The organism is Pseudomonas sp. FEMGT703P, from assembly GCF_002786345.1.
Taxonomy (GTDB): Bacteria; Pseudomonadota; Gammaproteobacteria; order Pseudomonadales; family Pseudomonadaceae; genus Aquipseudomonas; species Aquipseudomonas peli.
In genome coordinates this window covers 108,732-122,466 of the sequence record NZ_PGCM01000005.1, presented here as the reverse complement: position 1 = coordinate 122,466, position 13,735 = coordinate 108,732, and the positions used below count along the sequence as shown (strand labels likewise).

The following is a 13,735-nucleotide window of genomic DNA, read 5'->3' as shown; positions in this document are numbered from 1 at the left end:
GCTATTCAACCTCGACCGGGTCGCTGACCAGGCGATCCAGCGCCTCGATCACCGGGCGCGGTTTGAGCTGGCCCAGGCAGTTGTAGTGGCCGAAACGGCAAGTGCGTTCGAAGCACGGGCTGCATTCCAGGCCCAGGCGGACGATTTCCACCTGCTCGGCCAGCGGCGGGGTAAAACCCGGCGAAGTCGAGCCGTAAACCGCCACCAGCGGGCGATTCAGCGCAGCTGCCACATGCATCAGCCCTGAGTCGTTGGACACCACAGCGCCGGCGCAGGACAGCAGATCGATAGCTTCAGCCAGGCTGGTTTCGCCGGCCAGGTTCACCGCCTCCTCGCGCAGGCCGGGAATCAGCCGGCTGCGAATATCCTCACCAACCGGGTGATCGTTCTTCGAGCCGAAAATCCACACCTGCCAGCCGGCGCGGATCTTCAGCTCGGCGACCTTGGCGTAATGCTCGCTCGGCCAGCGCTTGGCCTCACCGAACTCAGCCCCTGGGCACAGCGCCAGCACCGGGCGATCCAGGCTAAGGCCGAACTTGGTCAAGGCGGCGTCACGGCTCTGCGCATCGATCTGCAAGGCGGGGCGTGGATAAGGTTGCGGCAACGCGACCCCGGGCTCGAAGGCCAGCGCCATAAAGCGCTCGATCATCAGCGGGTAGCGTTCTTTATCAAGCGTGCGGATATCGTTGAGCAGGCCGTAGCGCAGCTCACCCTTCCAGCCGGTGCGCTTGGGAATCCCGGCAAAAAACGGCACCAACGCGGACTTCAGCGAGTTGGGCAGCAAAATCGCCTGATCGTACTGGCCGGCCAGGGACTTGCCGATCGTGCGCCGCGTCGCCAGTTCCAGCACGCCATGCCCGAGCGGAAAGCTCAGGGCCTGACGCACTTCGGGCATGCGCTCGAGAATCGGCCGGCTCCACTCGGGGGCCAGCACATCGATTGCGCAACCGGGATGACGCTGTTGCAGGCACTGGAACAGCGTCTGCGCCATCACCATGTCACCCACCCAGCTGGGGCCAACGATCAGTATTTTCATGCGGTTTCCAGAAACGACCAAGGAGGCTTTCGCCTCCCAGACAAACTCAACGCTCGGCTATCAGCCTAGCCCGCGGGCCGAATGCCGTAGCATCCAGCCCCTGCGAGACCGTTATTTGACCAGCGTGCGCCACTCAGCGTGGGCATCGGTTTTACCCGTCACCAGGTCAAAGTAAGCGGTTTGCAGCTTCTCGGTGATCGGCCCACGGCGGCCTGCGCCGATCTGCCGGCCATCGACTTCACGAATCGGCGTGACTTCGGCGGCGGTGCCAGTGAAGAAGGCTTCATCGGCGATATACACCTCATCGCGGGTGATGCGCTTCTCGACCACTTCCAGACCATGCTCAGCGGCCAGTGTCAGAATGGTGTTACGGGTGATGCCATTGAGGCAGGAGGTCACTTCCGGGGTGTAGATCACGCCATTCTTGACCAGGAAGATATTCTCGCCCGAGCCTTCGGCCACGTAGCCTTCCGGATCCAGCAGCAGCGCTTCGTCGGCGCCGCCGGAGATGGCTTCCTGCAGGGCCAGCATCGAGTTGATGTAGTTGCCGTTGGCCTTGGCGCGGGTCATCGAGATGTTCACGTGGTGACGGGTGAAGGAGCTGGTACGCACCTTGATGCCCACCTGCAGGGCTTCATCGCCCATGTAGGCGCCCCAGCTCCAGGCCGCGACGATCACCTGGGTTTTCAGGCCACTGGCGCGCAGGCCCATGGCTTCAGATCCGTAGAACACCATTGGGCGAATATAGGCGCTTTCCAGGTTGTTCTCGCGCACGGCGGCGCGGGTGGCTTCATTGATTTCGTCTTTGCTGAACGGAATCTTCATGCCCATGATATGGGCCGAGTCGAACAGGCGGTCGGTGTGCGCTTGCAGGCGGAAGATCGCCGTGCCTTGCGGGGTGTTGTAGGCACGCACGCCTTCGAACACACCCATGCCGTAGTGCAAGGTATGGGTCAGCACGTGGGTGGTCGCGTTGCGCCACGGCACCAGCTCGCCGTCATACCAGATCACGCCATCACGATCGGCCATCGACATAGTTGCCTGCTCCTCACATTCGATTGGTACAACATTTGGCCGGCCACCTTAAGCGCCCGACCTCTTCAAATTCAGTTCAAACCCAGTTCCTGCCAAATGCGCATCACCGTGCGCCGCTCTTCGGCGAACTGCTCACCGCTGACCACCCCAGGCTGCTTTTGCAGGGCCTGGCGGTGCGCCGCCGAGCGGTAGGCCTTGTAGATATCCTGCAGCAAGCGGGCATCTTCGCCCGGTAGCAAGCCGACCCGCTCCAGCCCTTCCAGAATGCGAATATTGTCAGTGAACTCAAGCAATTCCGGGTACTGGCGCGACCATGCCAGGGCCGCGTATTGCACCATAAATTCAATATCGACGATACCTCCGGCGTCCTGCTTGAGGTCGAACGGCGCGGTGGCTTCGAAGGCATTCGCTGCGGTGCCGGCCGCCGTGGCCTTGCTGCCGAGGTTGTCGCGCATCTTCGCGCGCATCTCGCTGACCTCGGTGCGCAGGGTGGCCAGGTCGCGCTCACGCCCCAACACACCGGCGCGTACTGCCTCGAAGGCCTTGCCAACCCGCGCACAACCCACCAGCACCCGCGCCCGCACCAGCGCCTGATGCTCCCAGGTCCAGGCTTCGCCCTGCTGGTAACGCTCGAAGGCGCCCAGCGAGCTGACCAGCAGGCCCGCCGCGCCCGACGGCCGCAGGCGCATGTCGACTTCGTAGAGCTGGCCGGAGTTGGTCTGCGTGGTCAGCAGGTGAATGATGCGCTGGCCCAGGCGATTGAAGAACTGCGCGCCGTCGATAGACTTTTCGCCATCGGTTTCCGCATGCGGGTCGCCGTCGTGGATAAACACCAGATCGAGGTCCGAACCGTGGCCCAGCTCAATGCCGCCGACCTTGCCGTAGCCGACGATGACAAAATCCGGGTCGCAGATACTGCCGTCGGCGCGGCGCGGCGCGCCGTATTTGCTCACCGTATGGCGCCAGGCCAGTGCCAGCACCTGGTCGAGAATCGCCTCGGCCAGCCAGGTCAGGTAGTCGCTGACCTTCATCAGCGGCAGAGTGCCGGCAATTTCCGAGGCGGCGACACGCAGCCGGTGCGCCAGTTTGAAGTGACGCAGCGCTTCCATCTGCTGCTCAAGGTCTTCCTCGGGAATACGCATCAGCCGCTCACGCAGCTCGGCGGCCAGCTCAGGCGCCAGCGGCGGCTTGAACAGCCGCCCTTCATTAAGCAGCTCATCAAGCAACAGCGGAAAGCGGGTGATCTGCTCGGCAATCCACGGGCTGGCCGCACACAGGGTCAGCAGGCGCTGCAAGGCGCTGGGATTTTCCGTGAGCAGCACCAGGTAGGCCGAACGCCGCGCCACGGCTTCGATCAGCGGCAGTACGCGTTCCAGCACCAGGTCCGGGTTTTCATGTTCCACCGCTTGTGCCAGCAGGCGCGGGATAAAGGCATCCAGACGCTCGCGACCAAGGCGCTGCATGGCGCGCACCTGATTGCCGTTGCGCAGGCCTGCCAGGCGCTGCCAAGCCGATTGCGGCTCGGCAAAGCCAGCCTCGGCCAGCTGCCGGCACGCGGCCTCTTCGTCCTGCACATCATCCCAGAGCGGCAACCACTCGCAGCCCACGGCCTCTTCGACCGGCTCGCCACCTTCCTCTTCATCGGGATCGGCGATCACCTGGCGGAAGTGCCAGTCAACCCGGCCGCGCCAGTGCATAAGCCGCTCGTGGAACGCCGGCCAGCTGTCGAAGCCCATAATAAAGGCCACGCGCGCACGGTCCTGATCGTTGTCCGGGAGCATCTGCGTCTGCCGGTCATCGATGGCCTGCAGCGCGTGCTCGGCATAACGCAGGAAGGCGTAACCGTCGCGCAGCTCGTCGGTCACTGCGGCCGGCAGGTAGCCCTGGTCGCGCAGGGTATTCAGCACAGCGAACAGCGAACGCTGCTGCAGGCTGAGGTCGCGACCGCCGTGAATCAGCTGGAAAGCCTGGGCGATAAACTCCACTTCGCGAATGCCACCAGAGCCCAACTTAATGTTCTCAGCCATGCCTTTGCGGCGCACTTCCTGCTGAATCAGCTGCTTCATCGCACGCAGCGCTTCAATCGCCGAGAAATCCAGATAACGCCGGTAAACGAAGGGCCGCAGCATCTCCAGCAGCTGCGCGCCAGCGGCTTGGTCACCACCGACCACCCGTGCCTTGATCATCGCGTAGCGTTCCCAGTCGCGGCCTTGGTCCTGGTAGTACTGCTCCAGCGCGTTAAAGCTGAACACCAGCGAGCCGGATGAGCCGTATGGACGCAGACGCATATCGGTGCGAAAGACGAAGCCCTCAACCGTGATCACGTCCAGCGCCTTGATCAGCTTCTGACCAAGACGGATAAAGAACTCCTGATTATCCAGCGGTCGCTTCACCCCTTCGGTTTCGCCGCCTTCGGGGTAGCCAAAGATCAGGTCGATGTCCGAGGACAGGTTCAGCTCATGGGCGCCCAGCTTGCCCATGCCGAGGATGACCATATGCTGCGCCTGGCCACTACGCCGGCCGATGGGCGTGCCGAACTGCGCGCAATGCCTTGGATACAGCCACTGATAGGCCAGATCGATACAGGCATCGGCCAGATCGGAAAGGTCGCGGCAGGTTTCGATCAAATCCGCCTGGCGACTGATATCGCGCCAGATGATGCGCAGCTGCTGACGATTGCGGTAACGCCGCAAGCGCCGCCCCAGTTCGTCGTCATCGGCGCACGTCTCCAACGCCCGCGCCAATTGCCCGCGCAATTCGCCCGCCCCGAGGCTGCGTTCCAGCTCACCACTGGCGGCCAGATCGAGCAGCATCTGCGGGTCGCGCAGGCCCTGCTGCACCACGAAATCACTGGCAGCGCCCACACGCTGCAACGCCTCCATTCGCGCGCGCGGCCAACCTGCGAAAGCCGCAGCAGCCTCACTGGAAAGCTCAGCAAATGCGTGCTGCAAGGACTGTTCGGCACGCAGTGCGAGGGGGGACAAGGCAGCAGGCAAAGAGGCCAGCGCGGGCAGGCTCATGGTCTATCCTTTTAGCGGTCTGCCAGTGCAGCGACCATGGATGGCACACCCAGCGCTAGAGCGGGTCGAATCACTGGCAGAAAAATAATTGTAGTTTTACTACCAAAGATTGTATCCAAAAGGCTGAAATCGGCGTCGGAATGTAGTAAAACTACACGAAGCCGGTCCTACCCCCGGTCAATCCAAGAATTCACGCGGCCACTCACGAAGTCGGCCACGAAACCTGGCCTCCGATTCTGGAAGCCTTTCCGCCCTGGAGCAAGCCATGCAAGACCTCGATCCCGTCGAAACCCAGGAATGGCTGGACGCCCTTGAGTCCGTCCTCGATAACGAGGGTGAAGACCGCGCACATTACCTGATGACCCGTATGGGCGAGCTGGCCACCCGCAGTGGTTCACAGCTGCCGTATGCGATCACCACGCCCTACCGCAACACCATCCCGCTGACCCACGAAGCACGCATGCCTGGCGACCTGTTTATGGAACGCCGCATTCGCTCGCTGGTGCGCTGGAACGCGCTGGCAATGGTCATGCGCACCAACCTGAAAGATTCGGACCTGGGCGGCCACATCTCCAGCTTCGCGTCCTCGGCGACCCTGTATGACATCGGTTTCAACTACTTCTTCCAGGCGCCTACCGAGGAGCACGGCGGCGACCTGATCTTCTTCCAGGGCCACGCATCGCCCGGCGTTTACGCCCGCGCCTTTATGGAAGGCCGCATCACTGAAGAGCAGATGAACAACTTCCGCCAGGAAGTCGATGGCCAAGGCCTGTCGTCCTATCCGCACCCCTGGTTGATGCCGGACTTCTGGCAGTTCCCGACCGTATCCATGGGGCTGGGCCCGATCCAGGCGATCTACCAGGCACGCTTTATGAAGTACTTGGAAGCCCGCGGCTTTATCCCGGCTGGCAAGCAGAAGGTCTGGTGCTTTATGGGCGACGGCGAGTGCGACGAGCCGGAATCCCTCGGCGCGATCTCCCTGGCTGGCCGCGAGAAGCTCGACAACCTGATCTTCGTCATCAACTGCAACCTGCAGCGCCTCGATGGCCCGGTACGCGGCAACGGCAAAATCATCCAGGAGCTCGAAGGCGTGTTCCGTGGCGGTGGCTGGAACGTCAACAAAGTGGTCTGGGGCCGCTTCTGGGACCCACTACTGGCCAAGGACGTCGACGGCATCCTGCAAAGGCGCATGGACGAGGTCATCGACGGCGAATACCAGAACTACAAGGCCAAGGACGGCGCGTTCGTCCGCGAGCACTTCTTCAACTCGCCGGAACTCAAGGCGATGGTGGCCGATCTGTCCGACGACGAGATCTGGAAGCTCAACCGTGGCGGTCACGACCCGTACAAGGTCTATGCGGCCTATCACCAGGCGGTCAACCACAAAGAGCAGCCGACCGTAATTCTGGCCAAGACCGTCAAGGGTTATGGCACCGGTGCCGGTGAAGCCAAGAACACCGCGCACAACACCAAGAAGGTCGATGTCGACAGCCTCAAGCAGTTCCGCGATCGCTTTGACATCCCGGTTAAAGACGACGAGCTGGAAAACCTGCCGTTCCTCAAGCCGGAAGAAGGCAGCGCCGAAGCCCGTTACCTGAGCGAGCGCCGCGCCGCCCTCGGTGGTTTCGTGCCACAGCGCCGCGCCAAGAGTTTCAGCATCCCGACGCCACCACTGGATACCCTCAAGGCCATCCTCGACGGCTCGGGCGACCGTGAAATCTCCACCACCATGGCTTTTGTGCGCATCCTTGCGCAGCTGGTCAAGGACAAGGACATCGGCTCGCGCATCGTCCCGATCATCCCGGACGAAGCGCGTACCTTCGGCATGGAAGGCATGTTCCGTCAGCTCGGCATCTACTCCTCGGTCGGCCAGCTCTATGAGCCGGTGGATAAAGACCAGGTGATGTTCTACCGCGAGGACAAGAAGGGCCAGATTCTCGAAGAAGGCATCAACGAAGCCGGCGCAATGAGCTCGTTTATTGCGGCCGGTACGTCGTACTCCAGCCATAACCAGCCGATGCTGCCGTTCTACATCTTCTACTCGATGTTCGGCTTCCAGCGTATTGGCGACCTGGCCTGGGCCGCTGGCGACAGCCGTACCCGTGGCTTTTTGATCGGTGGCACCGCTGGGCGTACCACGCTGAACGGCGAAGGCCTGCAGCACGAGGATGGTCACAGCCACATGCTGGCGGCGACCATCCCCAACTGCCGCACCTATGATCCGACCTACGGCTACGAGCTGGCGGTGATCATTCAGGACGGCATGAAGAAGATGACCGAACAGCAACAGGACGTTTTCTACTACATCACCGTGATGAACGAGTCCTACCAGCAGCCCGCCATGCCGGCCGGCATCGAGGAAGGCATCATCAAGGGCATGTACCTGCTCGAAGAGGACAAGAAGGAAGCCGCGCACCACGTGCAGCTCCTGGGTTCCGGCACCATCCTGCGTGAAGTGCGCGAAGCGGCGAAGATCCTGCGTGACGAGTTCAACGTCGCGGCAGACGTATGGAGCGTCACCAGCTTCAACGAGCTGCGCCGCGACGGCCTGGCCGTGGAGCGCAGCAACCGCCTGCACCCGGGCCAGAAACCCAAGCAGACCTACGTGGAAGAGTGCCTGAGCGGCCGTAAAGGCCCGGTCATCGCCTCTACCGACTATATGAAGCTGTTCGCCGAACAGATTCGTCAGTGGGTACCGAGCAAGGAATTCAAAGTCCTGGGCACCGACGGCTTCGGCCGCAGCGACAGCCGCAAGAAGCTGCGCCATTTCTTCGAAGTGGACCGTAACTGGGTTGTCCTGGCGGCCCTGGAAGCACTCGCCGACCGTGGTGATATCGAACCGAAGGTGGTGGCCGAGGCCATCGTCAAGTTCGGCATCAACCCGGAAAAACTCAACCCACTGGACTGCTAAGGAGCGAAACGATGAGTGAATTGATTCGCGTACCCGACATCGGTGGTGGTGAGGGTGAAGTAATCGAACTGATGGTCAAGGTCGGTGATCGCATCGAGGCCGATCAGAGCGTGCTGACCCTGGAGTCGGACAAGGCCAGCATGGAAATCCCCGCGCCGAAAGGCGGCGTGGTGAAAAGCCTGAAAGTAAAGCTGGGCGACCGCCTGAAAGAGGGCGACGAACTGTTTGAGCTGGAAGCCGAAGGCGCTGCCCAAGCACCCGCAGCGCCTGCCGCAGCAACGGCTGAAGCGCCCAAAGCAGCAGCTCCCGCACCAGCCGCTGCACCTGCGCCAGTCGCGCAGGCCAGCAGCAGCGTGCAGGACGTGCATGTGCCGGACATCGGCTCGGACGGCAAAGCCAAAGTCATCGAGATTCTGATCAAGGTCGGCGATAGCGTCGAAGCCGATCAGTCGCTGATCACCCTGGAGTCGGACAAGGCAAGCATGGAAATCCCCTCGCCGGCTGCCGGCGTGGTGGAAAGCATCAGCGTCAAACTGGAAGACGAAGTTGGCACCGGTGATTTTATCCTCAAGCTGAAAGTGGCCGGCGCCGCTGCGGCTCCAGCAGCAGCGCCAGCACCGGCCGCTGCACCCGCAAGTGACGTACACAAGGTTCCGGCCGGCGCGCATCCCGCGGTCGCTGCCGAAGTTGGTGCAATTGCCTCGCTGGCAGCCGCTGCTGCCAACGTTGCCGCCACCCCTAAGCGTGACGGCGCCAAGGTGCATGCGGGCCCGGCAGTGCGTCAGCTCGCTCGCGAGTTCGGCGTCGAGCTGTCCGCCGTACCGGGCACCGGACCGAAAGGCCGCGTGCTCAAAGAGGATGTGCAGGCTTACGTCAAAACCATGATGCAGAAGGCCAAGGAAGCCCCAGCTGCCGGTGCAACCGGTGGTGCCGGTATCCCGCCGATCCCAGTGGTGGACTTCAGCAAGTTTGGTGAAATCGAAGAAGTGGCGATGACCCGCCTGATGCAGGTCGGCGCCAACAACCTGCATCGCAGCTGGCTCAACGTGCCGCACGTGACCCAGTTCGATTCGGCCGACATCACCGAGCTGGAAGCCTTCCGCGTCGCGCAGAAAGCCGTGGCGGAAAAGGCTGGGGTCAAACTCACCGTGCTGCCACTGCTGCTCAAGGCCTGCGCCTTCCTGCTTAAGGAGCTGCCGGACTTCAACAGCTCACTGGCGCCGAGCGGCAAAGCCATCATCCGCAAGAAATACGTGCACATCGGCTTTGCCGTGGACACTCCGGATGGCCTGCTGGTACCGGTGATCAAGAACGTCGACCAGAAGAGCCTGCTGCAGCTCGCCGCTGAGGCCGCCGTGCTGGCGGAAAAGGCGCGCACCAAGAAACTGTCAGCCGACGATATGCAGGGCGCCTGTTTCACCATCTCCAGCCTCGGTCACATTGGCGGCACCGGCTTTACGCCGATCGTCAACGCGCCGGAAGTGGCGATTCTCGGTGTGAGCAAGGCCACCACCCAGCCAGTCTGGGATGGCAAAGCCTTCCAGCCCAAGCTGATGCTGCCACTGTCGCTGTCCTACGACCACCGCGTGATCAATGGCGCCGCTGCGGCGCGCTTCACCAAGCGCCTGGGTGACGTACTGGCGGACATCCGCACCATGCTGCTGTAACGCATCAACTTTCGAGCAGCCACGCTCGTACCCTCGACCCCGCCCTGTTAGGCGGGGTTTTTTTTTAGATTTAAGCCAGCGGTGGAACTATGGGAGGCGATCAGCCTTTCTGCAGATTACGGATCAGAAAGCTCAGGGCCTTGGCCAGTTCGGCAGCGCCCTTGTGATCGCGCACGATGGTCAGCATTGGGCTGCCGTCGTTGGGGTTGTGCAGTACGCAGCTGATGCCGCTGCTCGGGCATTCGTAACGCACGAAAGGGTCGACGCCAAACAGCGGCACGCGCTGGTTGCGTACGGCAATATCGGTGCCTTGCTGGCCACGGGTTTCTTCACGTAGCAGCAGCTCGCCGGACTCGCCCTGACGCAGCTGGTACAACAGGTCCTGACGCTGCGCCTGGCCAACCTGATAAGCGGCGCGCAGGGCGTAGGTTTTAAGCAGATCATTGCAATGCGCCAGCAGCGCTTGGCGGTCATTCTCGGTCAGATAAAGGCGTTTCAATTCGAGCAGATAATTGCCCTGTTCGGCACTGCTCAAACCCGTGTCAGGCTCAGCGGCGAACGCTGTCGAGGTGACCATACAGCTGCTCAGCAGCACTGCGGATATTAGTTTTCTTGTCAGTCGCAATTGCATGATGCACCCTTACCCGACGCTATAAATGAAGTGAGTCGATTACCGCTTCGATCAGCATACTGGAAGCCAGCCACCGAATGAAAAGCCATCCCGATGCCGCAAGTCGTTTAGCGGCCGAGGTTGTGACGCAGTTGCCAGTGCCTTCGCGCCTCGGCCTACTGCGTTTCGAGCGCTTGAATGAAGCCAGCTGGGCCCTGCTGTACCTCGATTCAGGCTGCGAACAACAGTTCGGTTTGCCGGCCCATGAACTCTGCTCACTGCTCGATGCGCCCTACGCCAGCCTGATGGAACCCGCAGCTCGCCACCAGCTGCATGACAACATTGCGCAGCAGCTGGCCGCCCGCCACCACTACAGCGTGCAGTACTGCCTGCACACCCCGCGCGGTAGCCTAACGCTGATGGAAGTGGGCGAAGCCTTCAAGCAACGCGGCCGACACCTGCTACGCGGCTACCTGCTGGTGATGAACGAGCAGAGCGCTCCGTCGCCACAAACCCTCGAGCTGTACCAGCGCAGCCAGGCCGAGTTGCAGGCGCAGCAGCAACGTACACAAGCCCAGCAACAGTTGATCGTCACCCTCGCGCGCCATCATTACGGCGACAGCAACCCCTTGCGTGAAGCCGCCGAACTGATCAGTAAAAGCGCCTGTGAGTTGTATGGGGTCAGCCGCGTCGGCATCTGGAACCTCAATCAGCACATGCTGCAAGCGGTGGCCCTGTATCAACAGGATCAGGGCCGGCATGTCGAGCAACCCGACATCGACGCCAGCCCCTTCCCCGCCTACCTGCAAGCGCTGCACAGCGGCCGGGCGCTGGACGCCCATGATGCTCACCAGGATCCACGCACCCGCGAGCTGAGCAACAGCTACCTGAAACCCATGGGCATCGCGGCGATGCTCGATGCCAGCATCCGCATCGCCGGTGAAGTGGTAGGCGTGTTGTGCCTGGAACATAGCGGCTCGCCGCGCACTTGGCAGGCTGACGAAATCGCCTTTGCTGGCGAACTGGCCGATCAATACGCTCAGGTGCTGACCAACCAGCAACGCCGTTCTGCAACCAACGCGTTGTACCTGTTTCAACGCGCGGTCGAGCAAAGTTCAAGCGCCTTTATCCTGCTCGACCGTGATGGCCTGGTGGAGTACGTAAACCCGAGCTTTACCGCCATTACCCTGTACAGCGCCAGCGAAGTCCAGGGGCGCCGCCTGTCCGAAATACCGGCATTGGAAAACCTCAGCGACCTGCTGTTTGACGCCCGCTCCAGCCTGGCCGAACAGAACAGCTGGCTGGGTGAATTCAAGAGCCGCCGGAAAAACCTCGACCCCTACTGGGGGCAACTGTCGTTATCCAAAGTCTATGCCGACGATGGCAGCCTGACCCACTACATCGGCATCTACGAAGACGTGACGGCGAGCAAGCAGGCGCAGCAGCATATTGAGCGCCTGGCCTTTCGCGACAACCTCACCGGGCTCGGCAACCGCTACGCCTTTATCCGCTCGCTGGAAGATCACTTCAGCGCGCACCCCGGCAAACCGATCAGCCTACTGCTGGTGGATATCGACAACTTCAAACGGATCAACGACAGCCTCGGCCACCAGACGGGCGACAAACTGCTGGTCAGCCTGGCGCGCCGCTTGCGTAACACCCTGCACCCCAGCAGCGTATTGGCCCGCTTTGCCAGCAACGAATTTGCCGTATTACTCGACCTCAACCAGGCCGACAGTCAACAGGTGGCGCAAAAGCTGCTGCAGACGTTGGACAAGCCACTGTTCGTCGACAACCAGCTGATCAACGTCACCGGCTCCATCGGCCTGGCCTGCGCGCCCGAACACGGTGATGACCCGCAAACCCTGATGAAGCACACCGGCTTGGCGCTGCATAAAGCCAAAGCCAACGGCAAAAATCAGCTGCAGGTGTTTACTGATGCGCTGAATGCCGAAGCGCACGACAAGCTGTTCGTTGAGAGCAACCTGCGCCGTGCGCTGATGCAGAACGAGCTGGAGGTGTTCTACCAACCCAAGCTGTGCCTGAAGCGGGGTCGACTGCTGGGCTTGGAAGCGCTGCTGCGCTGGAATCACCCAGACAAGGGCATGATCAGCCCGGACCGTTTTATCAGCGTGGCGGAAGAAACCGGCCTGATCATCCCCATCGGCAAATGGGTCACGCGCCAGGCGTGCCGCATGAGCAAACAGCTGATCGCCGTCGGCCATGCGCCGCTGCAGATGGCCATCAACCTGTCGCCCAAACAGTTCTCCGACCCGGACCTGGTCGGTGAGATCGCCGCCATCCTGCATGAAGAACAACTCGACCCGGCCCTGCTCGAACTAGAGTTGACCGAGAGCCTGCTGCTGGAAGCCACTGACGACACCCGCCATCAGCTCAGTCGCTTGAAAAGCCTGGGCCTGACCCTGGCCATGGACGACTTCGGTACCGGTTATTCTTCACTCAGCTACCTGAAGAAATTTCCCATTGATGTGATCAAGATTGATCGCAGCTTTATCAAGGACATCCCGGAGAATCAGGACGACATGGAAATCACCTCAGCGGTGATCGCCATGGCACATAACCTGAAACTCAAGGTGGTAGCCGAGGGCATTGAAACACCTGCACAGCTGAACTTTCTCCGTCGCCAGCAGTGCGACATCGGCCAAGGCTACCTGTTCGACAAACCCATTGCCGGTCGCGACCTGCTGGAAAGGCTCAAGCGCTATCCAAATAAAGGCTAGCCGGCTGTAACAAGCCCGCCTTATAACGGTCTATGACACACATGCTTCTGCTGAGGAAATGGCTCATGGTTCTGCGTTCGCAAATTCTCGCCCACAAACTCGAACTGCCCACCGCCGAACAGGCCCTGCCGGGCCGGGCAGACGCGATGAAGGTGCCGACTGCGCATTTCGTCAATGGCAACGCGATGCAGGGGCCATTTCCTGATGGCCTTGAGCAGGCGGTATTCGCCATGGGCTGTTTCTGGGGCGCGGAAAGGCGCTTCTGGCAGCAGCCGGGTGTGTGGAGCACGGCAGTCGGCTATGCCGGCGGCCATACGCCGAACCCAACCTATGATGAAACCTGCTCAGGCCTGACCGGCCATACCGAAGTCGTGCTGGTGGTATTCGATCCGCAGGTCACCAGCTACGCCGCATTGCTGAAAGTCTTCTGGGAGGCGCACAACCCGACCCAAGGCATGCGCCAGGGTAACGACACGGGCAGCCAGTACCGTTCGGCGATCTACTGCTACGGCGCCGAACAACTGGCCGCAGCACAGAGCAGCCAGGCCAAATTCCAGGCGGAATTAAGCAAAAACGGTTACGGCGCTATCACCACCGAAGTACGCGAGGCGCCACCGTTCTACTACGCTGAGGCCTATCATCAGCAGTACTTGGCGAAGAACCCCGGCGGCTATTGCGGCCTGGGTGGCACGGGCACTTGCCTGCCAGACTGAAG

At 61.5% G+C, this 13,735-nt stretch carries 8 protein-coding genes; 4 read left to right on the top strand and 4 right to left on the bottom strand.

Annotation, left to right across the window (positions count from 1 at the left end):
• Position 1: 1 nt before the first annotated feature.
• From waaF to glnE, 3 genes are all read right to left on the bottom strand, one after another.
• Entirely contained in the window at positions 2-1,036 is a 1,035-nt protein-coding gene (gene waaF / locus CUR33_RS04435; protein ID WP_289238819.1) for a lipopolysaccharide heptosyltransferase II, read from the bottom strand.
• 111 nt (positions 1,037-1,147) lie between these two features.
• Entirely contained in the window at positions 1,148-2,071 is a 924-nt protein-coding gene (gene ilvE, locus CUR33_RS04430; protein ID WP_233683502.1) for a branched-chain-amino-acid transaminase, read from the bottom strand.
• A gap of 71 nt (positions 2,072-2,142) precedes the next feature.
• Positions 2,143-5,091 (bottom strand): bifunctional [glutamate--ammonia ligase]-adenylyl-L-tyrosine phosphorylase/[glutamate--ammonia-ligase] adenylyltransferase, encoded by a 2,949-nt coding sequence (glnE, locus tag CUR33_RS04425; RefSeq protein ID WP_289238818.1) that lies wholly within the window; start codon positions 5,089-5,091, stop codon positions 2,143-2,145.
• Positions 5,092-5,356: 265 nt separating this feature from the next.
• Here glnE and aceE point away from each other — a divergent pair, with 265 nt between their 5' ends.
• The gene (aceE, locus tag CUR33_RS04420) at positions 5,357-8,002 is read left to right on the top strand and encodes a pyruvate dehydrogenase (acetyl-transferring), homodimeric type (protein WP_289238817.1); all 2,646 of its coding nucleotides are present in this window, start codon (positions 5,357-5,359) and stop codon (positions 8,000-8,002) included.
• An 11-nt stretch (positions 8,003-8,013) separates the two neighbouring features.
• On the top strand, positions 8,014-9,669 hold the full coding sequence (gene aceF, locus CUR33_RS04415) for a dihydrolipoyllysine-residue acetyltransferase (protein ID WP_289238816.1): 1,656 nt from the start codon (positions 8,014-8,016) through the stop codon (positions 9,667-9,669).
• Between the two features lie 100 nt (positions 9,670-9,769).
• Here aceF and CUR33_RS04410 read toward each other — a convergent pair whose 3' ends face one another.
• Complete coding sequence (locus CUR33_RS04410) at positions 9,770-10,246, bottom strand: hypothetical protein (RefSeq protein ID WP_244152843.1); 477 nt, start codon at positions 10,244-10,246, stop codon at positions 9,770-9,772.
• Positions 10,247-10,377: 131 nt separating this feature from the next.
• On the opposite strand from CUR33_RS04410, the gene CUR33_RS04405 reads away from it, so the two are divergent.
• Both CUR33_RS04405 and msrA read left to right on the top strand, forming a co-directional pair.
• Positions 10,378-13,020, top strand: a complete 2,643-nt coding sequence (locus CUR33_RS04405) for a putative bifunctional diguanylate cyclase/phosphodiesterase (RefSeq protein WP_289238815.1) — start codon at positions 10,378-10,380, stop codon at positions 13,018-13,020.
• Between the two features lie 65 nt (positions 13,021-13,085).
• A complete protein-coding gene (gene msrA / locus CUR33_RS04400; protein WP_289238814.1) occupies positions 13,086-13,733 on the top strand; it encodes a peptide-methionine (S)-S-oxide reductase MsrA in 648 nt (215 codons plus the stop codon).
• Positions 13,734-13,735 lie beyond the last annotated feature (2 nt).